The organism is Streptomyces sp. NPDC051664 (assembly GCF_044453545.1).
Lineage (GTDB): Bacteria > Actinomycetota > Actinomycetes > Streptomycetales > Streptomycetaceae > Streptomyces.
The window spans coordinates 1-25231 of sequence record NZ_JBITCU010000031.1 but is presented as its reverse complement, the minus strand read 5'-3'; the positions used below and the strand labels follow the sequence as shown (position 1 = coordinate 25231).

The window sequence follows — 25231 nt, the reverse complement described above, 5'->3', positions numbered from 1 at the left end:
GCAGTTTCACCCTCCCCGTCTTGAACCGTCCTACATCGAACACCGCCGGTCCACACCTGTCCAGGGCTCGCCAGACCTCGTTGGCAGCAAGGGAGGCGTCTGACGTGAAGGACCCGGCGTGCCATTGTGCGAGCGGTCGTAAGCTTCCCCGCCGGCAACGCGTCGCGAGGCTGGTCTCGACCCGTCTACTACCTTTGAGGCGACCGCTTTGGCCGCGGGACCGCGCCAAGCGCTGCGGGCAAATCCGAGCGTGAACCGTCAGCGACACCCGCGGGCGTTGAGCCGGGCGGCCTGGCGCGTCAGGTGGTCGCGCTCGGCGAGGTTGGGTGCTTTTTGGGCCGCCTCGGCGTACAGCCGTGCTGCCGTCGCCAGGTCGCCGTCGCGCTCGTGGAGGTACGCCGCCACCGCGGCGTGGCGGGGCAGTGAGTCGTCCACCGCCACGAGCGCCGCCAGGCCGGCACGCGGTCCGTCGGCCTCGCCGACGGCCACGGCGCGGTTCAGCCGGACGATCGGGCTGTCGGTCAGGCGCGCGAGTTCGTCGTACCACTCGACGATCTGCACCCAGTCGGTCTCCTCGGCGGTGGGCGCATCCGCGTGGAGCGCCGCGATGGCGGCCTGGGCCTGGAACTCGCCGAGGCGGTCGCGGGAGAGGGCCGCCTGCAGGATCCCGACGCCTTCGGCGATCGACCTCGTGTCCCACCGGCTGCGGTCCTGCGCGGCCAGCGGCACCAGGCTGCCGTCGGGCGCGGTCCGGGCGGCGCGCCTGGCGTGGTGGAGCAGCATGAGGGCGAGCAGCCCCGCCACCTCGGGGTGGTCGATCGCGGCCGCGAGCTGCCGGGTGAGCCGGATGGCCTCGGCGGCGAGGTCGACGTCGCCGGAGTAGCCCTCGTTGAAGACCAGGTACAGGACGCGCAGCACGGTGGCGACGTTGCCGGGCTGGTCGAACCGCACGCCGGAGACGGTGCGCTTGGCCCGGCTGACGCGCTGCGCCATGGTCGCCTCGGGTACCAGGTAGGCCTGGGCGATCTGTCGGGTGGTCAGCCCGCCGACGGCGCGCAGTGTGAGCGCGACCGCGGACGACGGCGTCAGTGACGGGTGGGCGCACAGGAAGTAGAGCTGGAGCGTGTCGTCAACCGTGGGCGCGGGCCCGGGCGCCGGCTCCTCGACGACGAGGTCCTCACGCCGGCGGCGGGCTGTGTCCGCCCGGGTGGCGTCGAGGAACCGGCGCCAGGCCACGGTGACCAGCCAGCCCTTCGGGTCCCGCGGGGGGTCGGCCGGCCAGACGCGGACCGCCTCGACCAGCGCGTCCTGTACGGCGTCCTCGGCCGTCGCGAAGTCGGCTCCGCGGCGGACGAGGACCCCGAGCACGCTCGGTGTGAGGCTCCTGAGCAGGGCCTCGTTCATTGATGAGGTCACTCCGTGATGGTGGGCGGCGCGGTCAGGAACGGGCGCAGCTCCAGCCACTCGTGGATCGGCTTCCCGCCCGCCCCGGGGGCGGCCGACAGCTTCCCGGCCAGCTCGACGGCGCGCTCGTAGCTGTCGACGTCGATCACCATCCAGCCGGCGATGAGATCCTTGGTCTCAGCGAACGGTCCGTCAGTGACCGGGGGGCGACCCTCGCCGTCGTACCGGACGAACGTCCCCTCGGCGGCGAGAGCTTGACCGTCGACGAATTCGCCGGACTTCTCGAGCCGGTCCGCGAAGTCCTGCATGTATTGCATGTGGGCCGAGATCTCCTCCGGCGTCCACTGGTCCATGGGCACGTCGTTGACCGCCGCCGGGGCGCCGCGGTAGTGCTTGAGCAGCAAGTACTTGGCCATCGTGTTTCTCCTCGGTACCGGTGCGACCCATTGTGGTCGCGTTCATTGCTGGGACGGAGCCGGTCACGGGTTCTCGACATCGCCGTCCGATTTTTTTTGGCTCTCGTACATGAGCCTGGTGAGCCGGCTCGCGGCGTCCGGGGCCACGGCGTGGGGCGAGGGCGAGACGGAGCGAGGCCCTCCAAGATCAGCAGCGACCGAGCAACTGAATCAAGGGAAGACCTCGCGTGCGTTACTGAGGACGAATTCGCGTCGCCACGGGCCAAGCCCACCAGCCGGGCGGTGGAGCGGGCGGTCGGCCTGCTGCGGCTCGACGACACCATGGTGTCGGCCATAGCGCGGCCGCTCGTGGTGCGCCGGCACACCTGGTGGAACGCGGTACAAGAAGCACGCCGAGACTTCGATCGACGTCAAGAAGCGCGCATCGGGGGTGAAGGCCATCACGGTGGACGAAGCGCGTCGGTTTCTGCCGCCGAACCGGCGTGTACGACAGGAGGCCGACTTCCGTCGTAGGCTGCATGGCGCGCGTGATGGACGGGAGGCTGATGTGGCCGAGACGGCGCTGACCGAGACGACGGTGGCCGGGGTGATGGCCGAGCTGGCCGAGCTCGAGGACCCGAAGACACGCGTGGTGAACGAGAAACACGGTGACGATCACGGTGTGAACCTCAGCAAGCTGCGCGCGCTCGCGAAGCGTCTGAAGACGCAGCAGGAGCTCGCGAGCCGGCTCTGGGAGACGGATGACACCGCGGCGCGACTGCTGGGCGATCCTGATCTGCCGCCCGAAGGCGTTCGAGCGTGACGAGTTGGACGTCATGTTGCGCGAGTCGCGTACACCCAAGGTGCACGACTGGCTCGTGAACTACGTGGTGAAGAAGAACCGGCACTCCGAAGAGCTGCGCCTGGCCTGGGCCGCCGATCCGGATCCAGTGGTCGCGAGTGCCGGCTGGGCGCTGACCACCGAACGCGTGGCGAAGAAGCCGGAGGGCCTCGACCTCGCAGGACTGATCGATGTCATCGAGGCGGAGATGAAAGACGCCCCGGGACGCCTGCAGTGGGCGATGAACCACTGCCTGGCTCAGATCGGGATCGAGCACGCCGAGTACCGCACCCGCGCAATCGACATCGGTGAGCGCCTGGAGGTGCTCAAGGACTACCCGACTTCCCCGGGCTGCACGTCTCCGTTCGCGCCCGTCTGGATCACCGAGATGGTGCGCCGACAGCACGACAAGTAGGAAGGTCCGCGCTCACGGCGGCGCCTGCTATCCGGCCCATGGTTCGAACGGAACTGCAAGGCAGGCATGGGTTCCGTTCCCCAGGATGACTCACCTTGTCCCCACCGCAGGCCGGTGACCTGAGGACAGTGGCCGCGAGGAGATAGCGGTTGCGGCAGGGTGGCTATCCGACGAGTGTCTGGGTGCCGAGGACGGCGAGGAGCTCCAGGCGTTCGGTGTCCGGGGTGCCGGGCTCAGCCGTGTAAATCATGATGCGCAGGTCGCTGCCCGCCACGCTGAGCACATCGCAGTCCAACGTCAGGGAGCCCACCTGCGGGTGATCGATGGTCTTGCGCGCAGCCTCGTGCTGACCCAAGGCGCCCGCATCCCACAGTTCTGCGAACCGTTCACTTTTCGTGCGCAACTCTGTCACCAGGCGCCGCAGTTGCTGGTCATCCGGGTACCGGACGGCAGTCGTGCGCAGGTCGGCGACCACCGCGGTCTCCATCGCGCGCCGGGACTGCGCCGTGTAGCGGACGCGATCACCCGACCCGAGGAAGACGCGCCATGCGCCGTTGCGCTCCCGGCCATGCCGCTCGCCCATCAGCGCCGTGTACAGGGGGTTGGCCAGCAACTGCGTCCACGCCGCGTCGAAGACCGCGACGGGCGTCCCGGTCAGCCGGTCCAGCATCCGGTGCACACTCGGTGTGATGTAGGCAGGCACCGCGCCCTGCCCCGGGGGTACGAGCCCGGCGGCGTGGAACAAGTGCTCGCGCTCGGCCGCGGAGAGGCGCAGGGCACGCCCCAGGGCCTCGACGACCTGCTCCGAGGGGTTGGTCGCCCTGCCCTGTTCCAGGCGGGTCACATAGTCGACCGAAATCCCGGCCAGCAGGGCCAGCTCCTCCCGGCGCAGTCCGGCCGCGCGCCGATGGCCGCCCGCGGGCAGCCCGGCCGCCTCCGGGGAGACCCGGTCGCGCCAGCGCCGCACCGTGCGCCCGAATCCCGTGCTCGCCATGTCACCACTGTGCACCGCCGCGCGCGGAACGTCCTGGTACTGGCAGTCCCAGGAAGACGGGACGCCTGGCTGCTGCCGAGACTCAGCCGCAGCCTGGAGGCATGACAACGACACTGATCACCGGAGCGAACAAGGGTCTCGGCTTCGAGACCGCCCGCCGCCTCACCGCCGCGGGCCACACCGTCTACATCGGAAGCCGGGACGCCGAACGCGGGCGCCGTGCCGCCGAGCAGCTGGGCGCACGGCTGGTCCAGCTCGATACCACCAGCGACGCGTCCGTCGAGGCGGCGGCGAGGACCATCGAGGCCGATGGAGGGCTGGACGTACTGATCAACAACGCAGGCATCGAGGAAAGGGGTGCCGGCAACGTCGTGATCGGTGCCGGGGACGTGTCCGCCGACATCATGCGGAACACGTTCGAGACGAACGTGTTCGGCACGGTGCGGGTCCTGCACGCGTTCCTGCCGCTGCTCGAGCGTTCCGGGGCCCCGGTCGTGGTCAACGTCAGCAGCGGCCTGGCCTCGCTGACCCGGATCACCGCGGCGGGTACCCCGTCGTACGCCTACCCGGGCGTGGCCTACCCGGCGTCGAAGGCAGCGGTCAACGCGATCACGGTGCAGTACGCGAAGGCATTCCCGAACATGCGGATCAACGCGGTGGAGCCCGGCTTCACCAAGACCGACCTGAACGGGAACACCGGCGTCCAGAGCGTCGAGCAGGGCGCCGAGATCATTGTGCGTATGGCACAGGCCGGCCCCGACGGCCCCACAGGGGGCTTCTTCGACGCCGAGGGCACCCTGCCCTGGTAAGGCCGCACCGACCCGCCATCACTCGACCCCGCCGCGCCCGCCCCGACAAGCCCGGCGGGGTGGGCGCGGCCTCCTCTCCGTCGAGGTCACAGCCCGCGCATCACAGTCGGCCGGCCGCTTCTACGCGGCGGGCTCGGCGGTCCAGGAGATGTGCGGGGGCACCACCCGTGCGCACAGGGGGTTGCCGCACGCGTCGGTCAGCCCGAGGCGTCCGATCAGCAGGCCGTCGTGTGCGGCGGAGGCGAGTACGTCGGCGGGGACGGCGTCGAGCATGAGCTTGGCGCGGCGGAACATCGTGAAGGTGCCCGACTCGTCGACCGTGCCCCACGACAGGTAGATGAACCGGTGGCCCAGACGGTCCTGCACGTAGGGGCCTTTCACCTCGGTGCCGGTCGGCGAGGAGATCGCGGTGCACTCCAGGGTCCACGTCGCGGACGCGGCGTCGGCCGGCTGCGGGTCGAGGAGTTCGGCCGGACGGTCGCGGCGTTGCACGGCGACGTGGATGTTGCTGTACGCGGGGACTTTGGCGTCGGCGGGGGCCTGGCAGCTGAGGCCGGGCAGGTCGACGGCGTCGATGCGGATGTGCATGCCGGTCATCATCCTCCATCGCCTGAGCCCGGTGTGTTGGGGCTTCGATGGCCAGGTTTCCTGATGCTCATGCTGGCTACGCAGCCCCCAGCCTCCGCCCACTGACCAACCTCGGCCTCACCCACACAGGCCGCACCTGGACCCTCGCCACCATCTCCGCACAACAGCGAAGGGGCATCCCTCAACCGGGACACCCCTCCACCGACAAGTCTTCAGGAGACCCTTAGACGGTGCCGTTCTCCCACCACCAGGCCCGGCCGAGGTCCGCCCGGCTGTCGACGTGCTGGTGGTCCGCGGTGTAGGTCTCCAGGCCGGAGAAGCCGGAGGTCTCCGCCTTCTGGTAGACGGTCTTGTTGGGCACTCCGGAGACGGCAAGGTCGGCCGCCGTGCCGTACAGGTGCATGCTGTCGCTGGCGCCGCCGACGTCGGCATTGTGCGCGATGCTGCGGAAACCGGAATTGACCGTGATGGGGACGTTGCCGAGCTTCTTGCGCAGCGCCTCCAGCTTGTACATCGCTCGGCGGGCATTCTCCTTGACGTCGGTCGCGCTCAGCTTGCCGCCGGAGAAGGTGCCGCTGATCCGGTCGGTGAACTCGCTGAAGTCGAAGTGCACGGTCGAACCGTCCGACTGCTCCAGGGCGTTGAGCTGCGACTGGGTCGCGGGCCCGGCGCTGCCGTCGGCGGTGAGTCCGTAGGCCGCCTGGAACCGGCGGACCGCTGCCGCGGTGCCGGCGCCGAAGTTGCCGTCGATGGCCACGCGGGTCTGACTGGCGCTGTCCGCGGCCCACCCGGCGACTCTGATCTGCAGTTCGGTCACGTCGGCACCGGTGGCCCCCTGGTTCAGGGTGCGCGACCAGGAGTACGCCTGCGCGGCCCCCGACAGCAGAACAGGCCCGAGTACGGCACCGAGGCCGGCGGCCAGCGTCCCGCGCAGCGCCGTACGGCGGTCGAACGAGTGCGGAAAGAGGGAAAAGGAGCGGGAAGGAGCCATTTTCGTCCTTTCACGGACCTGTCGCAGTGCAGTGGATGACGCGAACTGCGCCAGTGTCACGGACATGCGGGTGTGGCGGAAGAGCGCCGCTGGCGACGTCGCTCCCGCCGGCGTCCGTTGGTACTGGTTCCTCCGGAGCCGCGACGAAAAGCCGTCAGGGGTGATCTCCAGGGCGGTATTCCGGATGAGGGACGGGGCTGCGGTGGATCGCGATGATGGCGGCGTCGTCGCCCAGGCGCCCGCCGACGTAGGTGAGGAGGTCGCGTCGCAGGTGGTGCAGGAGCGTCTCCGGGGGACTCTCGGTCCACTGGGCGGCGCGTTCCGCGAGCGGGTAGAAGTCGCCGCCTCGGTCGCGTGCTTCGATGACGCCGTCGGTGAAAAGGAGGAGAGTGTCTCCCGCCTCGAAGGCGAACACGTCGACGGTGTAGCCCGCCGGCCCCATGTCGCCGATCCCCAGCGGGGGCGCTGGGTGCCGACTCGGGACGGCTTCCGCGTGTCCTCGGCTGAGCAGCAGGGGAGCAGGGTGGCCGCAGCTGGTCATTCGGCTGACGGGGCCTTCCTCGGGTATCTCCAGCAGCAGCGCTGTGACGAAGCGTTCCCCGGCGTCGTCCTCATCCTCCGGCTCGAAGTCGGCGTGGTAGCGGGTGACGCTCTGATCGAGAGCCGCGGCCAGTGCGGGCAGGCCGGTGTGCTGGTGGGCGGCCTCGCGGAAGGCGCCGAGCAGGAGGGCGGCTTCTTCGATGGCGGCCAGGCCCTTGCCTCTCACGTCGCCGATCATCATGCGGGTTCCGCCCTCGATGCGGGTGGACGCGTACAGGTCGCCTCCGATCTGGGCCTCGTCCTCGGCGGCCAGGTACAAGGAGGCGATCCGCAGTGGGCCGATACGGTCCGGGAGCGGCCGCAGCAGTACCTTCTGTGTGGTTTCGGCCACTGAGCGCACCCGGGCGAGCTGTCGGCTGTGCCGCTCGCGTATCAGGCAGAAGAACACGGTCAGGGCGGAGAGGATCGCGAGGGCGGCGATCTGCACCAAAGCGTTCCGGGAGGTCAGCACGCCGGAGTGCAGGGCGATGAATGCCTGGGCCGCCACCGCCAGGAGCCCCACCACTCCCGTCAGTACGGGGCCCTCGAATGAGGAAGTGATCGCGGGCGCGATGACCAGCAGCGGCCCCAGATAGATGTCTTCCGGCAGCAGGATGTCCACGGTTGCGATCACGACGATGAGCGCGACGGGAATCGCCAGGAGCGCGTGGCCCGGCCGCCATGACTCCCGCAGACCCGTGACACCTTCCCTTAGGCCCACGTCTTCCACAGTGCACCGCCCCGAGGCCGCTGACGAGTCGGCCGGCTGCGATCGATCAAGGGTGATGCCGGACGTTGCGCGTCGCGCACCGCGCTCAGTACTGGCGCTCCGGCAGAAGGAACCGACGCGATCGGTCCTGCACGGCCTCGGTGAGAAAGTGACCGACCGCGCCGTTGCGAGGTCATCGGCTACCACTTGAACGTGCCGGAGCGCCGTCAGCCGGCCGTGCGGGGTCGGAGGCCTTCGAGGGCGCCGGAGTCTTCTGCACCGCCAGTGCGGTGGCAGCGTAGCTGTGCCGGGACAACAAGGTGGGGGTCATCGGCGGCGGGAACTCCGGAGGGCAGGCCGCCGCCTACCTGACCGGCGGTGCCCGCTGCGTCCGTCCGCTGCTACGGCGAAGAGATGTTGGCCCCGGCTGGGTTTCCGGGGCGCGTCGTCGTGACCGCAGCCGTGTCGGGTGAGCTCGCCGCCACCGGTATCGGTGCGCTCCGTTCGGGTTGCCGAGGTGAGCGGAAGGAGTTCTTGTCGCCGCAGCCACTTCGCGCACCGCACGGATCCACCTCCGCCTGTCAGACCTTGCGCCAGCGGGCATTGGCCCAGGAGAAGACCCCGAACGCCGCGAGGCCGACTGCGATCAGTACCAGCAGCCAAGGCCCCGCAGGGGTCTCGGTGAAGGAGCGCAGGGTGTCGTCCATGCCCTTGGCCTTGCCGGGCTTGTGCTGGACAGCCGCCGCGACGGCGAAGACGCCCGCGACGGCGAAGACGATGCCCCGGGAGACGCCGCCGAACATCCCGAGGAAATCGATCACCTTGCGGGCCTTCTCCGACATCTCGAACATCTTCAGGTGCTTGTGGAACTTATGCATGATCGCCCTCACCGCGATCCACACACCGGCCGCGACCACCGCGATACCGGCGACGGCGACGATCCACTGCCCGCCGGGCCAGTCCAGCGCTTTCGCTGTGACGTCCTGGGAGTCCTTGTCGGAGCCGCCGCTGCCGCTGCCCGTGTTTCCGGCAGCGTAGGACAGCACGGAGTACGAGACGAATCCGTAGAAGACGAAACGGCCGGCGGCCATTGCCCTCTTGCTCGCCTTCTTGCCGTCCGGGCCCGCCTGCCCGAAAGCGGCTTCGGACAGCCGCCACAGGGCCATGCCCGCCAGGGCCATGCCGAGCAGCCAGAGCAGAACGGTACCGAAGGGCTTCTCGGCGATCTCGGCGATCGCACCACCGCGGTCCGCCTGCTTGCCACCGCCGTCGGAGAGTGCGATCCGAAGCGAGAGGACGCCTATCAGTACGTAGATGACCCCGCGGGCGACGAAGCCCGCACGGGCGGCGGCCGAAACAGCTGTGCTGTTCGCCGCGCGTTGGGCGTGCACGCGTCCGCGTGCCTTCACCGGTCGAGTTGCCATGTCCACCGTGTGCCCCCGCAGGGGTATGCGATTCCTGGAGCCGGTTCTCTGCTTCACTCCACCTCAGTTCTTGGGAACGGCGAAGTAGTGGCCCTTGTCGAGGTCGTCGATGAGCCCGGGCTGGGTCGGCTGCCACCCCAGGAGTTCGCGGGTGTGCGCGCTGGAGGCGGGGTTGTCCATGCCGAGGAAGCCGGCCAGCCAGCTGAAGTGCCCGGGCGCGTCGTCCGGGGAGACCGAGGCCGCGGGCAGGCCGAGGTGCCGCCCGATCACTTCGGCGACGGTACGGATCGGCACGCCCTCGTCCGCGATCGCGTGCAGCGTGGAGCCGGCCGGGGCGCTCTCCAGCGCCAGGCGGAAGAGGTGCGCGGCGTCGGACCGGTGCACGGCGGGCCAGCGGTTGGCGCCGTCGCCGATGTAGCCGGAGACGCCATTCTCGCGGGCGATCGCGACCACGGTGGCGAGGAAGCCGTGGTCCCCGTCGCCGTGCACGGTGGGAGGGAGCCGGACGACCGACGAGCGGACTCCTCGGTCCGCGAGGGCGACCGTCGCGTGCGCGTTGGCCAGCCGCTTGGCCGGGCCGCCCGTCAGATGGGCGCCGACCGGGCCGGTCGCGTGGCCGTCCTGCTCGGTCGCGACCCGTCCGGGCGCCAGCCCGAGGGTGCCGGAGGCGATGAGGAACGGGCGGTCGGAGCCGGCGAGCGCCTCGCCGAACGTGTCGATGGCACGCCGGTCCGCGTCGGCGGCGTCCTCGAAGCCGCCGCTGAACGCGATGTCGTGCTTGAAGGCGAGGTGGATCACGCCGTCGGCGTCGGCAGCAGCGCGGCGCAGGGTGTCGAGATCGTCGAGTGTGCCGCGGCGCACCTCGGCGCCGGCCTGGGCAAGGGCGGCAGCCGAGGCGTCCGAGCGGGCGAGCCCGACGACTTGGTGGCCGGCGCGGATGAGTTCCGGAACAACGGCTGAACCGATCCAGCCGGACGCGCCGGTGATGAACACACGCATGAGGAGAACCTCCGGGTAGGGCGACCGTCCTCGCCGCGCGGTACCGGGGGTACCGGGACTCTGGATGTGCGGCGAACGTGCCTATGTCAGTGACTGTCATCAACCGTAGCATCTGATGTCAGTCACTGTCATCACGTAAGATCGGGGCATGGGCAGATGGGAGCCGAACGCGCGCGGGCGGCTGGAGCAGGCAGCGCTGGATCTCTACAGCGAACGCGGGTTCGAGCAGACCACCGCCGCGCAGATCGCCGAACGCGCCGGGCTCACCGAGCGGACGTTCTTCCGGCACTACGCCGACAAGCGCGAGGTGCTGTTCGGGGGTGCGCACGCGCTGGAGGAGGCCTTCGTGGACACCCTCGCCGGCACCCCGGACTCAGCGGCCCCGATCGACGCGATGGCCGCGACGCTGGAGACCGTCGCCGGCTTCTTCCTGGAGCGCCACGAGTTCGCGCGGCAACGCCAGGCCGTCATCATGGCGAACGCGGAGCTGCGCGAGCGCGAGCTGATCAAGCTCGCGTCGCTGTCTGCGGCGCTCGCCGCCACGCTGCGCCGACGCGGCGTCAAGGACCCGGCCGCGAGCCTCACCGCGGAGGCGGGTATCGCCGTCTTCAAGGTCGGGTTCGAGCGCTGGGTCGGCGACAGCGGGGAACGTACCCTGGCAGACTTCTTTCGGGAGTCGCTCGACGAACTCAAAGTGGTCGCCGCGGGCGAGTGACCGCAGGTCCGGTCCGGGCGGCAGGCCACCGCAGGGCCGTGCGCGAGCGGTTGGCCACAGCCCGTTCACCCAGGCGCGGTTGACTGCGCACGCCCGTACGGCGGGCGCCGTGGGCCGGGGCTCAGGCGGTCGGGGCGCAGTGGTCGCCTCCGGCTCTGCCCGCTTCCTCTGAGCGCTGCGGTGTTTCCGTCCGTTGTCGATCGTGTGCAGCCGGTCCGGCGCTGTGCCGAAGTGGGGACTGGGACACCGGACGCCGCCTGAGCAGCGATCCCACTTCGGGCTTTCTTGGCTGCTCGGCCCCGTGGAGTACGGCGCGCGTACACCCGCCGTACGGACGACTTCGGCAGCGTGCGGGCATGAACGGAGAGCGACTGTCGTCCGTGGACGAGCTCATGGCACTGCTGGCCGACTGCGAGGATGCCTGGGACACCCCAGACGGCTCAGGCGACCCGGTGGACATCCTCGACCATGGCCTGCAGGTTGCGGCGGTCCTCGCCGAGCGCCATCCCGACGACGAGGAGTTGCAGGTCGCCGGGCTCGTTCACGACATCGGCCACCACCTGCTGCCCGGCGACGAGGCCGGCCACGGCGAGCACGCCGCGGCGGCCGTCATAGGGCTCCTCGGCGCCCGGGTCGCCCGCCTGGTAGCCCTCCACATCCCCGCCAAGCGCTACTTGGCCGCCACTGACGCGCACCTGGTGCTGTCCCCGGAGAGCGCCCGCACCCTCGGCTGCCAGGGCGGCGTCATGACGTCGGAGGAAGCCGCCGTCTTCGAAGCAGACCCCGACTCCACGGCGGCCGTCGCGCTGCGCCGCGCCGACGATGCGGGCAAAGTCGTGGGCCTGCGCGTGCCGGGTCTGGAATGCTGGCGTCCAGTGGTGGAGCGTGTGGCCGCGGCAGCGGCGTGAGACGGGGCCACGTAGGACTTGTTCCCGAGGTCACTCGCAATGAGGTCCGGCTGTCTACGTCTCCACCAGCTCTGGCCTTCGAGTACCGCCAGAACTTTGCGAGGTCCTCGAAGTCCCCCCGCTACGTGCCGCGCAGTACCGCCGCGCTCGGATTCCTGACGACCTCGGCCCCGTCCGGCCGGGACAGCCCCGTGAGTCCCCGCTCCGCCCTGGTCCCGATGTGGCACGCGAGTGGATCGCAAGCAGGCGTCAGTTGAAGGGCATCGACTCGACCCATCCGGCGCGCCAGGCGGGCGGAGTGAACGGATCCGCGAAGTACTGGGTCTCGTGGGCGACCTTGCCGTCGCGGAATTCCATGATGCTGATAGTGGATGCGGGTTTCCCATCGTAGTCGATCACATATTCGGTGATCCAAAGATCCCCATTACCGAGAATCCGACGGATGGTAAAGGTGAGCTCGGCCGGGTGGTTTGAGCGCAGCGCCTGTAGATTGCGGCGGCCGTGGATGCGCTCACCCGACTGGGGATAGTCAGTGATGACGTCGTCGTGATAGATCTCGTGCTCGGCGTCTTGGTCCCCGGCAGCAGACGCTGCCCAGTGCCGGTCCAATGCCGCTCGGGTCTCCCGGTCTCCCATTGCATCCCTCCGATCGCAGAAGTATCGGACGACATTCCGGTCTCCCAGCCTTCTGGGAATCAGCGTAACCTCGGCAGCGGTGGCCGACTCGTGCGCTGTTGCGCCGTCCAGGGCGTCTGTCGACCAGACCTCGTAGTGGGTACGTTCCATGACAGCGAGGCCCCCCGTGGCAGTGACCACGAGGCGGGGTGATCGTCTCACCGCCCTCAGGTGCTCGTCAGCTGCTGGTACAGCTCCCAAGTGGCACGTTCCACCCAGTTGTGCTGCAGCTTGCCGTCCTCGCGCACCGCCCAGACGGCCGTGCCGCTGATAGAGATCGGCTGCCCGTCGGGCTCGGCCGCACAACGGCCGGTGCGGTCCAAAACACGTCCCGGTCCCCGTCTGGCGCGGGCGGGACAGCCCTGACTCCTTCCGGATGTGCAGGGCTTACGTCACAGCGCTTCGTACCGGTGGGCCGGGCCGCCGTGCCATTCGATCCAGGTCGGGTCGTCGAGACAATTCTCGGCGTCGTAGACGCCGGCACGCCGGAGGAGTTCGATCAGGGCGTGGTCGTCGTGGACGAGGCCGACCATCTCATCGTTGATGGTGACCACCCGACCACCGGTCGGTGCAGAGTGGTGCACGACTATCGGGGCGCTCATCCGTCCAGAGTGCACCAGGCTCCTGATCGCAGCATCCCGAGCTCAGGGCTGCCGTCGCCCGTCTGGTCGACGGGTATTTTGTCTCGACTTGCACGGACTGGTCAGGTACTCCTGCCGCACGGTCCGCGCAACAGCAAGCGGCTGACCGTGACCGGGCGGCGATCCCGCCCCCTTCGGGGAAGGGGGCGGCCTGGCCTGTGGTGCTGTGCGTCGAACCAGCGGTGCACCGGCGCGGGTACCACCACGTGCTTGAGGATCCGGGTGACGTCGTTGCGGCGTCGCGGGACGGCCGGCAGCCGGTGCTGCCCTTCGGCTGCCTCCCGAGATGCTGAACAACTGCTGTCGGTACTCGGGTTCTGGCACAAACGGACGGAACGATCCGCGGGAACGTCGGTCAGCTTGACGCTGCGGATCGCTCAGCATCCTCGTGTCTCACCCGAACCCACGGACGCATCGGCCTGACGCACGCCGGCGGGCCGCGGGTTCGCGCTGAAGGACCTTCGGTTTCCCTGAACCCACGGGATCATGGCCCTGGAGTCCCAGTTCAGACACCAGCCGCAAAGCGGCGGTCAGGTCTTCGTGACCGCGGACCGGTCTGCCCGTTTCCGTTCCTTCGTCGTACATGACGTTCCTGGCCGGCGCGGCGAGCGCCGGTCAGCCGGGGCAGCGTCGGTGGTGGCCATCGGGTACGTCCGGTATGCCCGAGCGGACGCACCGGATGGCACCACAGCCGAGAGCGCACGCCCGGACATTGGGCGGATGTGGTACCACCACGCGTTCCGGGCCTGCACAATTCGGCTTGTGATGGATGACGACCCGTATTTGTGGCTGGAAGACGTTGAGGGTGAGGCCGCGCTCGAGTGGGTGGCCGAGCGGAATGCCGAGACGGAGGCCGTGCTGGCTGTCGGCGCCGGGTTCAGTTCCTTGAAGGAGCGCTTGCGCGAGGTGTTGGACGCTTCGGACCGCATCCCGTACACCGCCCGTGTCGGAGTGTTCCTTTACAACTTCTGGCGGGACGCCGGGCACGTGCGTGGTGTGTGGCGGCGTACGACGCTGGAGCAGTACCGCAAGGATGCCCCGGAGTGGGAGGTCCTTCTCGACGTCGACGCGCTTGCTGCCGCGGAGGGCGAGAAGTGGGTGTGGGCCGGTGCGCAGGTGCGCCATCCCGATTACGACCGGGCGCTGGTGCGTCTGTCGCGCGACGGTGGTGATGCCGTTGTGGTGCGCGAGTTCGACCTCGCCACTCGGGCTTTTGTCGAGAGCGGGTTCCAGGTGGGGGAGGCGAAGACGCGGATCGGGTGGATCGACGCCGACACCGTCTTCATCGGCACGGACTTCGGGCCGGGCTCGCTGACCGACGCCGGCTATCCGCGCACGGTTCGCAGGTGGCGACGCGGCACGCCGTTGGAGGAAGCCGCCCTGGTCTTCGAGGGCGAGACGGGAGATGTGTCGACCTGGGGCTGGCGCGACACCACACCCGGTTTCGAGCGGGACTTCGTCGCCAGGTCGCAGGACTTCTTCCGCAGCGAGGTGTACCTCCTGACTCCCGATGCCACGCTCGTCAGGATCGACGTTCCTGAGGACGCCAGTACCCATTTCCATCGGCAGCATCTGATCGTCACCTTGAAGTCCGACTGGCTCGGACAGAGGGCGGGCTCTCTGCTGGCGTTCGACTTCGACGCCTTCCTGGCGGGCGACCGTACCGCGGAGGTGCTGTTCACCCCGGATGAGCGAACGGCTCTGACCGGGCACTCATGGACCCGCCACCATCTGATCCTGGAGACGATGCGCGACGTCAGTACCCGCATCGAGGTCCTCACCCCGACCCCCGTCGGTGGGTGGGAACGCAAGCCGCTCGCGGACGTTCCGGCGCTGTCCGCCGTCACTGTCGTGGACACGGACCCGGACGTCTCCGACGAGTACTTCCTGGACGTGTCGGGGTTCTTGCAGCCCGCCGCTCTCTACCGCGGGCAGATCGGCGCCGATACAGAGATCCTTAAGCAGGCTCCGGCCCGCTTCGACGCGGCTGGTCTGGCGGCGGAGCAGTTCTTCGCGACTTCCCAGGACGGCACGAGGGTGCCGTACTTCGTGATCGGCCCCGACCGTTCCCTCACCGGCCCAGGACCCGCCCTGCTCCACGGATACGGCGGTTTCGAGGTCTCCCTCACCCCCTTCTACGACGCGGTGACGGGCCGGGCGTGGCTGGAGCGTGGCGGCACCTACGTGACCGCGAACATCCGAGGTGGCGGCGAGTACGGACCGAACTGGCACCAGGCCGCGCTCGGCGCGGACCGATCGCGAGCCTTCGAGGACTTCGCGGCCGTCGCCGCAGACCTCATCGCGCGGGGCATCACCACCCCGGGCATGCTGGGCGCCGCGGGGGGCAGCAACGGCGGCCTGCTCATGGGCGCGATGGTCACCCGCTACCCGCAGCTGTTCGGCGCGATCGTCGCTCAGGTACCGCTCCTGGACATGCTCCGCTTCCATAAGCTTCTCGCCGGTGCGTCCTGGATCGCCGAGTACGGCAACCCGGACGACGAAGCCGATCGCCCCCACCTCCGCGCGCTTTCCCCGTACCACCAGCTCACCGCAGACCAGGTCTACCCGCCGGTTCTTCTGACGACCTCCACCCGTGACGACCGCGTCCACCCGGGCCATGCCCGCAAGGCGGCCGCACGGCTGCGCGAACTCGGCCACCCGGTCCTGCTCCACGAGAACACCGGCGGTGGCCACGCGGGCGCCAGCGACAACGAACAGTCCGCCCACAACAAGGCGCTGGTGCATACCTTCTTGCGGCGGCATCTCACCCAACCGGTTCTGCCGGCCTCCGGCTGACCGGGCGGAACTCATCTGGACCCGAGGGGAGCGCGCTGAGTCCAAGCCGAGCTCTTCCGCTGCGATTCCGTCGACAGCCGCCGATGCCGCGCCCGGCGTCCGGCGGCAGTCCGCGGGGAGGCAGGAACTGACGTGGTGTTCCACAGGCTCCCGATCTCAACTGCCATGACCGGCTTGGCTCCCCGGGTTCGGAGTCGGGCCGGTGGCGTCGAGCGGTCGATCGATCCACTCGATGGACAAGGAACTCTGGATCATTCGGCGGCCTTGCCCTCGTGTGCGCTCCAACTCGTAGCGTGCGTAGGCATGGAGAACAGAACGCTGGGAGACAGCGAGATCGAGGTCAGTGCGTTGGGGTTCGGGTGCTGGGCCATCGGCGGTGAGTGGCAGGACGCCGACGGGAACCCCCTCGGATGGGGCACCGTCGACGACCAGGAATCCATCGCGGCGATCCGGCGCGCGATGGAGCTCGGGGTCACCTTTTTCGACACCGCGGACGTGTACGGTACCGGCCGCAGCGAGCGGGTACTGGGGCGGGCGCTCGCGGGTCGGCGGGACGAGGTGGTCATCGCCACCAAGTGGGGCAACGTCTTCGACGCGGAGACCCGCACACTGACCGGTGAGGACACAACCGTCGCGTACGCGCGCCGCGCACTGACCGCGTCGCTGCGGCGGCTGGGCACCGATTGGATCGACGTCTACCAGCTGCATCTGGGCGACGTACCGCTGGACGAGGCAACCGAACTGCGCGAAGTCTGCGAGGATTTCGTACGAGAAGGGCTCATCCGCGCGTACGCCTGGAGCACCGACGATCCCGGGCGAGCGGCGCTCTTCGCCCACGGGGAGCACTGCGTGGGCGTCCAGCACGCGTGCAATGTGCTGGTGGACGCGCCTGAAATGCTGGCATTGTGCGAGCAGCGCGGACTCGCGTCCATCGTGCGCAGCCCGCTCGCTATGGGTCTGCTCACCGGCAAACAGGGCTCCTCGGGCCGCGGCGCCGCGGGTGACATCCGTTCGGTGCCGCCTGCGTGGCTGCGCTGGTTCGATGAGGGTGGCGTGCCCGCAGCGCAGTGGAGGGCGCGCATCAACGCCGTGCGGGACGTGCTCACCGCCGACGACCGCACGCTTGCACAGGGCGCCCTCGCGTGGCTGTGGGCACGTAGCCCGCGGACGGTGCCGATCCCCGGCTTCCGCAGCGTCGTCCAGGCCGAGGAGAACGCCAGGGCCCTCCAGCGCGGCCCCCTGACCAAGGCCCAGTTGTCCGAGGTCGCTGAGCTGCTGCAGTAAGAGGTCTGGCAAAGCGCCGCTCCGCGCGTCGAGAAATCAACTACTGGGCGATTTTCCACGCGAAAGCGCAAGATCGGGAAGTCAGGATCCGCCGCGGGCACGGAGGCTTCAGCAGAGACCGTGGCCGTGATGGAGACGTGCGCGGGGTGTTCCCACCTCGCGCGCCATCTCTCCCTTGCACGGGGCAGGAACCAGCCACAGTCACATCGTGAGACCGAAGCGGCCGGCATCAGAGTTTGCGGGTGTCGCGGGGCTCGGCGTAAGGCTCGTCACCCGGAGGGTGACCGCTATCGATGGCACGCCCACGTTCGAGTTCGGCGTTGAACTCCAGCCCCAGCAGGATCGCGATGTTGGTGAGCCACAGCCAGATCAGCGCGACGATGGGGGTGGCGAAGGCGCCGTAGGTCTTGTTGTAGCTGCTGAAGTTGGCGACGTAGAGGGCGAACAGCGCCGAGGCGATGAGCCAGATCACCACGGCCAGGACACCGCCTGGCATCACGCGTCGGATTTGCCGCTTGACGTTGGGGGCGGCCCAGTACAGCAGCATGATGATCAGAACGACCAGGAGGAACATGACGGGCCACTTGGCGATGTTCCACGCGGTCACCGCCGTGTCGCCCAGCCCCAGGAACGACCCCATTTTCTTGGCCAGTGGGCCGGTGAAGACGACGCCGACCGCGGTGAGGGCCAGGAGGATCACCACGGCCACGGTGATACCGAAGCGGACCGGCAGCGTCTTCCAGACCGGCCTGCCCTCGCCGATGTCATAGACGATGTTGGATGCCCGCATGAACGCAGCGACGTAGCCGGAGGCCGACCACAGTGCCAGGACGACACCGATGATCAACGCGAGCAGGGCCTTCCCTTGACCGCCTTTGAGCTGCTCCAGGACCGTGGTGAGGACGTCGCGCACGGACCCGGGCGCGATGCTGGAGAGGTTCTTGATCAGCTTGTCGATGGTGGCAGGGCCCAGCAGACCCAGAATGGACACCAGAGCCAGCAGGGCCGGGAAGATCGCCAGGACTCCGTAGTAGGTCAGGGCAGCTGCCCAGTCCGTGAGGTTGTCCTCCTTGAACTCCCGCAATGTGCGCTTCACAGCGCCCTTGGACGAACCGCCTTCCGCGGCACCTTCCCGGGATGGGCGGCTGGTATCGCCGCCGTCACCACCCTCGCCGTCGTGGGGCGGCCGGCCCGCGCCGCCGACGTGGTCTGCGCCGTTGACGTCAGGGCGTGCGTGGTCCGGCCCGTCAGAGGATGGCGTTGCCATATGGACTCCTTCGTCCAGCGCCGGTGCTCGCGATGGCCGACGCGCTCAGGTGCACTCTGCTTCGCATGCATGCAACATCGCTGCCTCCAGCAGGTGCGCAGAATGCAGCCCGCTGAAGCGGCCGAGAGGCCGCATCTCCATCACACTCACTGAGCTGGGTACCGGCGACTGGATGGCGCCCATCCGGACCAGCCGACCCCACCTGCGTGGAATGGATCACCGACGAGAAGCGAGGCGGATGCGCGTCCGGCGAACGCGACCTCGGGGGCCAGGGCCGCAGTACGGGCTGGCGACCGCTGAGCGGCCCACCGGTGTCTGACATCAGCGGCTGACATCACAGCGGCGGACGAACGCGGATCGGGGCGGATCCTTGGTGACTGCTCCCACGACGCCCGACGTGTTGGCTCCGCACCTGACGCCCCGAACACCCGGCGTGCTGCCCAGCGCGACGACACGCCTGACGAAACGTGCCGCTTCCATGGGGGCGGCGCTTGGGATGCTGAATGTCCTGGCGACACAGCATGGGCCCGTGTGGCCGTTCCATCGGGCCGGCTGCCACACCGATCAGGTTGTAGGTCGGCCGAGTAGCGAGCGGGGCCGCGAGTCCAGGATCGCTTCGGCCTCGTCGCTGATCGCGCGGACCACGTCAGCGGCCGGGCGCACGGCATCGACGAAGGACGCCGACTGACCGTAGATGATCTCGCTGGTGTCGGGATCGGGCGGGGCGGCGAAGGGGTTGGCGCCTTCCGCAGGCCTGAATTCCTCCGTGCGGTCCCGCAGCGTTGACTCGCGTTCCGACCACTCGTCGGTGAACCGGTTGCGGCGGACGCGTTCGCCGATACCGATCGGCCACGGCAGTCCTGACACGATGTCGTAGGCCCGTGTCCACACGGTGTCGCCGCCGTCGCTCTCGACGATCAGACGCTTGTGGATGTCGTGTACCTCGACCGCCTCGGGCGTGGCGAGGAATGCCGTGCCCAGCCAGGCGCCGTCCGCACCGGCGGTGAGGACGGCCGCGAGCGTTCGTCCGTCGCCGATGCCGCCTGCGGCCAGCACCGGGACGTCGGGATACCTCCGCACGATCCCGGTCAGGAACGGCAGCAGGCCCATCGTCCCGGTGTGACCGCCGGCCTCGTTGCCCTGCGCCACGAGGACATCGACCCCTGCAGCAACCGCCGCCTCGGCGTCCTTGTAGTTCTGGACCTGGCACATCACCCGGGCTCCCGCGGTCTTGGCCCGGGCAAGCCACGGCTGGGGATCGGCGAACGACAATGCGACGACCTCTGGCCGCTCCTCCAGCGTGGCGTCGAACAGCGGCTCGGTGAAAGGGAGGAACGGCGTGATGAAACCGACTGCGAACGGCCGGTCCGTCGTGGCACGGATGGTCGCGATCTCCGCACGGATCCAGCCGGGCCCCTCCCAGGGATGCGTACCCCCGAAACAGCCGAGTCCACCGGCGGCGGAGACCGCGGCAGCGAGTGTGCCGCCGCTGTGCAGAGCCATGGGGGCCGACATCACCGGATGGGCAAGCCCGAACATATCGGTGAATCTCGTCTGCAACATGGACGAACACTAGCGGATTGACGAAACGCCGACGGGTGGCATGTCAAGGGGGCCGTTGGATGCCTGGTCGCGACGACTTCGCCCGGCCACAAGTGCCCTGCGGGCCGGTCATGGGTGCAGAAGCGCACCAGGGGTTCGGTGACCATGGCGTTGGCCAGGATCGCGCCGCCGATGGCGCCGGCAATCTGGGCGGACAGGTGACGGCGACCTCGCGGACAGTCGACCTGTCGTCCGTCGAGCGGCCGGTCCACCATGCGGCGAGGGTGAGGACCGGGTTGAAGTGGGCGCCGGTGACCAGGCCGAGCAGAGCGATGAGCGGGGCCAGACCGATCACGGTTGTCAGCGAGTCGGCGAACAGTTGCACGCCCACGCCGCGGGGCAGCTCGGTTGACTGAATGCCGGAGCCCACCACGACCGTCAGCAGGGCGGGCGTACCGATGAACTCGGCTGCGCCGCGGCGGCCGAGAGAGGCTATGGAAGTCGTCAGCAGGCCGCGACCTCGGTCGGCTCGGCAGGGGTCTGCAGGAGCGAGGACAGTCGGGCCAGTGCCGTCGGCAGCACCCAGTAGTAGACCCAGGTGCCTCGCCGCTCGGAGCCCACCAGGCCTGCTTCTCGCAGCACCTTCAGATGGTGCGAGATCGTTGGCTGTGACACGTCGAACGGCCCGGTCAGGTCACACACGCAGGCCTCGCCACCCTCGTGGGAGGCGATCAGCGACAGGAGCCGCAGCCGCACCGGGTCCGAGAGCGCCTTGAACATGCGCGCCATGTCGACGGCGTCCGCCTCGCCCAGCGGTTCGTGGACCATCGGCGAGCAGCACACCGCCTGGTCGATCTGCGCGAGAACCCGAAGCTCTGATTTCGACATGTGTCTATGTTGACGCTTGTCGATTCTGGTGGCAACCTCGAGCTTGTCGAGCTGTATCGATAGATGTCGATGCAGAGTCAGATGAGGGAGACAGTCATGTCCCGCGTTCAGCTCGCCCTGCGCGTCGCCGACCTCGAAGGCTCGATCGCCTTCTACTCCAAGCTCTTCGGCGCCGAGCCCGCCAAGCTCCGCCCCGGCTATGCCAACTTCGCCATCACCGAGCCCCCGCTCAAGCTCGTCCTGATCGAAGGCGAGGACGGCCAGAACACCCGCCTGGACCACCTCGGCATCGAGGTCGAGTCCGCCGACCAGGTCACCGCGGCCACCGGCCGACTCCAGGAAGCGGGCCTGACCACCTTCGAGGAGAACGACACCTCCTGCTGCTACGCCCTCCAGGACAAGGTCTGGGTCTCAGGGCCCGGCAAGGAGCCCTGGGAGGTCTACGTCGTCAAGGCCGACGCCGGCACCCTCGGTAAGAGCGCCGACAGCGCACTGGCCGCCTGCTGCACCTCCGACGAGCAGGCCGAGTCCGTCGCCACCGGTACCGGATGCGCCTGCGGCAGTTAGTGCAGCAGCGCACCAGGTCAAATCGTCGACGGGTGGGCTACCACGTCGAGTCCGGACGCGCTTCGATGGGTGGCGGTGGGCCCGGCAGGACAAGCGTCGGTCGCGGCGACTGAGACGTGCCGAGCGGTCACTCCGACATCCATAACCATCAACGGCGGCCCACAACTGCAGTGCTGGATGGGCTTGAACGGGCGTGGCGCCCGGATCGGAGCTGCCACGGCGGGTGCCACGCCCGAATTCCGAAAGTGGATGCCACATCGCACCGCGGAGCGCCCTCCCGGGGTCGTCATGGGCCGTGGAAGGGCGCTCAAGGATGACCAGCCCTGACAACTGCCGGCATTTCGGCAGCAGTTCACAGGGTTGATCGTTTACGTGACCGCGGGCTGGGAACCCGGCGTGTCAGTCCTTCGGCTTCTGAGATTTTCGCAGGTCGGCGACCTATCAGCTTTCTTGGGCCGTCTCGGGGCCGTTATCGGCAACCGAGGCGGCCCGAACTGTGTCTACGGCCGCCCGCGTACGGGTCTCGCTCGAAGGCATCAGATGCGTGCAGGTACGCAGCGTGAAGCCGGGGTCATGGTGGCCGAGGTATTCACTGAGAGCCTTCATGCTCTCGCCCGCGTCCAGGAGTACGGACGCGTAGAAGTGCCGCAGCGCGTGCATTCCGTTATCCCGCTCGGTGACCACGCCAGCAGCGCGTAGAGCAGGACGCCACTGGCGATGGGTCAGGCCGCCGAGCGGTGCCATGACCAATCCTCACAGTCGTTCGTACAGTGGCGCGCTCCACCTTGACGCCCTGAACCACGCCCGCTCCACGGTGTGTGGGTCGAAGGCGGACGGGATGGCAGCAGGGACAGTTGTGGTTCCTGTCGGAGCCAGACCCGCGGGTCAATCGGAAACCTCAAGTTGGGCACGGTAAGAGCGGTTAATGAGGCCTTGCCGGTGCGGCGTTGCGTGACTCACTGATCGTTTCAGAATGTGGACACGCCGTCACTGAGGGCGCCCGGCCCGTGCCGCGCGCTCGTTGCCTCCGCTGTGAAAATCACTGTCCGATTGTCGTAACACAGTGATAGAGAGTCCATGTGACAACGACACTTACGTTCCCCGTTCTGTTGCGACTGATCGACGAACGGTCGACTGCCTTCCGCGCCGCGGTCGCCTCCGCGCCCAGCCTCGACGTACAGGTGCCGACCTGCCCCGAGTGGACGCTGTTCGATCTGGCGCAGCACATCGGCGAGGGGCGCCGCGCCTGGGCCGCCACCGTCGCCGCAGGGCCTGCTCCGGCCAAGTCCGCAGCGGAGGGCGCCCCGGCTGCGCCTCGGGAGCGCGAGGCCCTGCTGGCCTGGTTGGCGGAGTCCACGGAGCAACTGCTGGACGCATTGCGGAAGGCCGGCCCGGATCGCGGTTGCTGGACGTGGTGGGGTGCGTCCCAGTCGCCGCAGACCTGTGGCGCCGTAGCCCGGCACCAGCTCCAGCAGATCGCGGTGCACACCTACGACGCCCAGGTCACTGTGGGTGCCCCGGAGCCGCTGCCGGATGAGGTGGCACTCGACGGTGTCGAGGAGTTCCTGTCCACCTGCGTCGCAACGACGAGTGCCTGGCCGCACAAGCCCACTGCCTTCGACTTCCACGCCACCGAGGGCCGCTCCTGGTGCCTCACGGTCGACGGCGACGGCGCACGCTCCACCCGTATCTCCGCGCCCGGCACGACGCCTGTCGCCGCTGCCGACGAGGGCCCGAACGCGGCTGGCGTCTCCGTTCGCGGCACGGCCAGTGAGCTGGTTCTCTTCGTGTACGACCGTATCCCGGCGGACTCCCTGCAGATCGAGGGAGACGCAGGTTTGTTCGACCTGCTCCGCGCGTGGGACCCGGAGGAGTAGGACGGGTGCTGTAGAGCGGCGAAGTAAGCCTTGTCAAGACTGCATGCGGCGTCTGACACCAGCGGCTGACACCAACAAGCACGAACCCCAGCGGTCAGCGCCGGACCCAGGGTGACGTCGCCGAGGTGGCGGGCGAGGTCACGCGGGTGCCAGTGGCGGTCGGGGTCGGTGTCGAGGACGTCCAGGACACGCTGTCGGAGGCGGTCGTCCGGCGGGGTGTGACGGTCGTCGTGTGAGGCGGCAGGCAGCTCAGGTTCGGGTTCGAGGATGGAGATGTCGAGGCCGGTGACGGTGCGGCTGGTATCCGGGCGGTCGTCCTGGCGGGCGTGGTAGCGGGAGATGGGCGACTTGACCTTGCGGGTGCTGACGCGGGGCCGCCTCGGCGGAAGGAGCCCGGCCAGGATGCGCTGGCCGATGACACCGGTCGTCCCGTATCCGGTGACGCCGGCGGCCTGGACGACCAGGTCACGGGCGGTGTGCAGGGCGGTGGTGAAGCCGCAGCGGTCCGGATCGGTGCCGGGCCGGGACTCGGTGGCCTCCACCATGACCGTCCGCAGGGCCTGGTAGAGCGCGAGTTGAGCCCACAGCTCCTGCTCGACACCGGCGGGGTCGGCCGAACGGAGCACCCGGCCCCGCAGGAGGGTGTGCCGCAGCGCGTAGTAGGTCGATTCATGCTCCCACCGCTGGTGATAGAGCGCGACCAGTGCCCCGGCCGGGTAGCGGCGAGCGTCGGTCAAGGTGGTGGCGAGGCGGTAGGAGCCGGTGAACGAGGTGCCGTCCTTGCAGGTCACGACGATCTGTGCCTCGACGAGGCGGACCGCGACGGAGCCAAGGACGGACAGATAGGAGCCGTCCGCGAGACGGACAGGGACGGGGGTGCGGCGGTTGGCGCGGATCCGGCCCAGGAACTGGGCGCCGGTGCCGGCCACGGCGGCGAGGGAGGTGTTGGCGTCGAAGCTCTTGTCCCATAGGACCAGCATGTCCGGGCGCAGGTGGTGCAGCAGCCGACGGGCATAGTCGGTCTCGCCCTCTCTGGTCGGGCCGAACACCGCGCCGATCAGGGCCCGGGTCCCCTAGGGCGTGTATCGGAAGTGGATCTCGAACGGTGCGGCGAAGGTTCAAATCACGGTGGGAGATGTCGGTCGGCACCGTGGGCCTACGTGCGTACGCCGATCATCAGTCCCAGATGAGCCTGCCGTCTTGAACACGTCCAGCAGCGCGCTGCTCCCCCGCAGAAATCTGCTCCATGAGGGCGACCATCTCGCTGAACAGAGCGGTCAGTGACTCGTGAACTCCGAAAGATGGCTCATCCCCATCGCCGAATGAACCGATCTGACCGCTACGCGCATCCAGGAATTTGCCGTAACAACTATCTTCGTCCGAGATGATCGGAATCCACTGCTCATGCCAGAACGGAAACTCCGGATCGGGGGACGGGTCGTCGCGCTCGATCTCCATCTTGAAGTGGTACGTCCGCTCCATGGCCGCGAGTCCCAGCAAATCGCGGTTGTTGCCGGGCACGACCCCCTCCGTGACACCAACAGGGCCGTTGTCGGCCCCGGAGGCCAGGAGCCACGTCCGAAGGTCGACCGGGAGAACGACGCCCATGCGCTTCTCTGCCGCAGTGATCGCTGCCGGCGGAGCGGGAGCGAGAACCGACGATGCAGTCGTCGGTGCATTCGTCTCCAGCCAGTCCACCAGTCGCTGCCACGCCAGCTGCACGTCCCCCATGGCCATTCCTCTCTGAACGTCTACCTCACGGCGCACCCTACGGCCCGGCAGCGAATCGCCCCCATCCGTCACTCAAGATCCACTTTCGATACACGGCCTAGGCACTGTTTCTCGGATCATGTTCGGAGCCAGATCACGAGGGCTGCGAGGGTGACGGTGCCGAGGTAGATGTAGGCGCGCTTCTCGTAGCGG

At 68.8% G+C, this 25231-nt stretch carries 23 protein-coding genes and 4 pseudogenes; 9 read left to right on the top strand and 18 right to left on the bottom strand.

Annotated features, from left to right (window positions below; all coding sequences use genetic code 11):
* Positions 1-258 precede the first annotated feature (258 nt).
* Positions 259-1404, bottom strand: coding sequence for an RNA polymerase sigma factor (locus tag ACIA8E_RS34285; protein ID WP_399304203.1), 1146 nt, complete (start codon positions 1402-1404; stop codon positions 259-261).
* Between the two features lie 8 nt (positions 1405-1412).
* On the bottom strand, positions 1413-1820 hold the full coding sequence (locus ACIA8E_RS34280; protein ID WP_399304113.1) for a YciI family protein: 408 nt from the start codon (positions 1818-1820) through the stop codon (positions 1413-1415).
* Positions 1821-2409: 589 nt separating this feature from the next.
* Here ACIA8E_RS34280 and ACIA8E_RS34275 point away from each other — a divergent pair.
* Positions 2410-3055, top strand: a pseudogene (locus ACIA8E_RS34275) (DNA alkylation repair protein).
* Positions 3056-3218: 163 nt separating this feature from the next.
* On the opposite strand, the gene ACIA8E_RS34270 reads toward ACIA8E_RS34275, so the two are convergent.
* On the bottom strand, positions 3219-4049 hold the full coding sequence (locus ACIA8E_RS34270; protein ID WP_399304111.1) for a helix-turn-helix transcriptional regulator: 831 nt from the start codon (positions 4047-4049) through the stop codon (positions 3219-3221).
* 101 nt (positions 4050-4150) lie between these two features.
* Here ACIA8E_RS34270 and ACIA8E_RS34265 point away from each other — a divergent pair, with 101 nt between their 5' ends.
* Positions 4151-4858, top strand: coding sequence for an SDR family NAD(P)-dependent oxidoreductase (locus ACIA8E_RS34265; RefSeq protein ID WP_399304109.1), 708 nt, complete (start codon positions 4151-4153; stop codon positions 4856-4858).
* A 120-nt stretch (positions 4859-4978) separates the two neighbouring features.
* Here ACIA8E_RS34265 and ACIA8E_RS34260 read toward each other — a convergent pair whose 3' ends face one another.
* From ACIA8E_RS34260 to ACIA8E_RS34240, 5 genes are all read right to left on the bottom strand, one after another.
* A complete protein-coding gene (locus ACIA8E_RS34260) occupies positions 4979-5446 on the bottom strand; it encodes a DUF5990 family protein (RefSeq protein ID WP_399304107.1) in 468 nt (155 codons plus the stop codon).
* Positions 5447-5669: 223 nt separating this feature from the next.
* On the bottom strand, positions 5670-6437 hold the full coding sequence (locus ACIA8E_RS34255) for a D-Ala-D-Ala carboxypeptidase family metallohydrolase (protein ID WP_399304105.1): 768 nt from the start codon (positions 6435-6437) through the stop codon (positions 5670-5672).
* A 154-nt stretch (positions 6438-6591) separates the two neighbouring features.
* On the bottom strand, positions 6592-7737 hold the full coding sequence (locus ACIA8E_RS34250) for a PP2C family protein-serine/threonine phosphatase (RefSeq protein WP_399304103.1): 1146 nt from the start codon (positions 7735-7737) through the stop codon (positions 6592-6594).
* A gap of 569 nt (positions 7738-8306) precedes the next feature.
* On the bottom strand, positions 8307-9149 hold the full coding sequence (locus tag ACIA8E_RS34245; protein WP_399304101.1) for a DUF1206 domain-containing protein: 843 nt from the start codon (positions 9147-9149) through the stop codon (positions 8307-8309).
* 63 nt (positions 9150-9212) lie between these two features.
* Positions 9213-10148: an SDR family oxidoreductase gene (locus ACIA8E_RS34240; RefSeq protein ID WP_399304099.1), complete on the bottom strand. Its 936-nt coding sequence runs from the start codon at positions 10146-10148 to the stop codon at positions 9213-9215.
* 148 nt (positions 10149-10296) lie between these two features.
* On the opposite strand from ACIA8E_RS34240, the gene ACIA8E_RS34235 reads away from it, so the two are divergent.
* Together ACIA8E_RS34235 and ACIA8E_RS34230 are read left to right on the top strand one after the other, a co-directional pair.
* Positions 10297-10863 (top strand): TetR family transcriptional regulator, encoded by a 567-nt coding sequence (locus ACIA8E_RS34235; RefSeq protein ID WP_399304097.1) that lies wholly within the window; start codon positions 10297-10299, stop codon positions 10861-10863.
* A gap of 356 nt (positions 10864-11219) precedes the next feature.
* Positions 11220-11771 (top strand): HD domain-containing protein, encoded by a 552-nt coding sequence (locus ACIA8E_RS34230; protein ID WP_399304095.1) that lies wholly within the window; start codon positions 11220-11222, stop codon positions 11769-11771.
* A gap of 249 nt (positions 11772-12020) precedes the next feature.
* Here ACIA8E_RS34230 and ACIA8E_RS34225 read toward each other — a convergent pair whose 3' ends face one another.
* From ACIA8E_RS34225 to ACIA8E_RS34215, 3 genes are all read right to left on the bottom strand, one after another.
* Positions 12021-12557 carry a nuclear transport factor 2 family protein gene (locus tag ACIA8E_RS34225; RefSeq protein WP_399304093.1) on the bottom strand — a complete coding sequence of 179 codons (537 nt, stop codon included), beginning with the start codon at positions 12555-12557 and terminating at the stop codon, positions 12021-12023.
* Positions 12558-12613: 56 nt separating this feature from the next.
* Positions 12614-12769, bottom strand: coding sequence for a hypothetical protein (locus tag ACIA8E_RS34220; protein WP_399304091.1), 156 nt, complete (start codon positions 12767-12769; stop codon positions 12614-12616).
* Positions 12770-12838: 69 nt separating this feature from the next.
* Positions 12839-13048, bottom strand: coding sequence for a hypothetical protein (locus ACIA8E_RS34215; protein ID WP_399304089.1), 210 nt, complete (start codon positions 13046-13048; stop codon positions 12839-12841).
* Positions 13049-13852: 804 nt separating this feature from the next.
* Between ACIA8E_RS34215 and ACIA8E_RS34210 the strand changes: the two genes are divergently transcribed.
* Entirely contained in the window at positions 13853-15883 is a 2031-nt protein-coding gene (locus tag ACIA8E_RS34210) for a prolyl oligopeptidase family protein (protein ID WP_399304201.1), read from the top strand.
* A gap of 303 nt (positions 15884-16186) precedes the next feature.
* Entirely contained in the window at positions 16187-17167 is a 981-nt protein-coding gene (locus tag ACIA8E_RS34205) for an aldo/keto reductase (protein WP_399304087.1), read from the top strand.
* A 229-nt stretch (positions 17168-17396) separates the two neighbouring features.
* On the opposite strand, the gene ACIA8E_RS34200 is transcribed toward ACIA8E_RS34205, so the two are convergent.
* From ACIA8E_RS34200 to ACIA8E_RS34185, 4 genes and pseudogenes are all read right to left on the bottom strand, one after another.
* On the bottom strand, positions 17397-18434 hold the full coding sequence (locus ACIA8E_RS34200) for a YihY/virulence factor BrkB family protein (protein ID WP_399304085.1): 1038 nt from the start codon (positions 18432-18434) through the stop codon (positions 17397-17399).
* A 564-nt stretch (positions 18435-18998) separates the two neighbouring features.
* Positions 18999-19997, bottom strand: a complete 999-nt coding sequence (locus ACIA8E_RS34195; protein WP_399304083.1) for an NAD(P)H-dependent flavin oxidoreductase — start codon at positions 19995-19997, stop codon at positions 18999-19001.
* 65 nt (positions 19998-20062) lie between these two features.
* Positions 20063-20472: pseudogene (locus ACIA8E_RS34190) on the bottom strand (aquaporin); the annotation flags it as partial.
* Positions 20473-20480: 8 nt separating this feature from the next.
* A complete protein-coding gene (locus tag ACIA8E_RS34185; RefSeq protein ID WP_399304081.1) occupies positions 20481-20864 on the bottom strand; it encodes an ArsR/SmtB family transcription factor in 384 nt (127 codons plus the stop codon).
* 96 nt (positions 20865-20960) lie between these two features.
* Between ACIA8E_RS34185 and ACIA8E_RS34180 the strand changes: the two genes are divergently transcribed.
* Positions 20961-21431 (top strand): ArsI/CadI family heavy metal resistance metalloenzyme, encoded by a 471-nt coding sequence (locus tag ACIA8E_RS34180; RefSeq protein ID WP_399304079.1) that lies wholly within the window; start codon positions 20961-20963, stop codon positions 21429-21431.
* Between the two features lie 441 nt (positions 21432-21872).
* On the opposite strand, the pseudogene ACIA8E_RS34175 reads toward ACIA8E_RS34180, so the two are convergent.
* Positions 21873-22148, bottom strand: a pseudogene (locus ACIA8E_RS34175) (site-specific integrase); the annotation flags it as partial.
* Between the two features lie 362 nt (positions 22149-22510).
* Here ACIA8E_RS34175 and ACIA8E_RS34170 point away from each other — a divergent pair.
* Both ACIA8E_RS34170 and ACIA8E_RS34165 read left to right on the top strand, forming a co-directional pair.
* The gene (locus ACIA8E_RS34170; RefSeq protein ID WP_399304077.1) at positions 22511-23308 is read left to right on the top strand and encodes a maleylpyruvate isomerase family mycothiol-dependent enzyme; all 798 of its coding nucleotides are present in this window, start codon (positions 22511-22513) and stop codon (positions 23306-23308) included.
* A 402-nt stretch (positions 23309-23710) separates the two neighbouring features.
* Positions 23711-23875 (top strand): hypothetical protein, encoded by a 165-nt coding sequence (locus tag ACIA8E_RS34165; protein WP_399304075.1) that lies wholly within the window; start codon positions 23711-23713, stop codon positions 23873-23875.
* An 8-nt stretch (positions 23876-23883) separates the two neighbouring features.
* On the opposite strand, the pseudogene ACIA8E_RS34160 reads toward ACIA8E_RS34165, so the two are convergent.
* Positions 23884-24366 (bottom strand): annotated as a pseudogene (locus ACIA8E_RS34160) (transposase); the annotation flags it as partial.
* A gap of 118 nt (positions 24367-24484) precedes the next feature.
* Positions 24485-25039 carry an SMI1/KNR4 family protein gene (locus ACIA8E_RS34155; protein WP_399304073.1) on the bottom strand — a complete coding sequence of 185 codons (555 nt, stop codon included), beginning with the start codon at positions 25037-25039 and terminating at the stop codon, positions 24485-24487.
* Between the last annotated feature and the right edge of the window lie 192 nt (positions 25040-25231).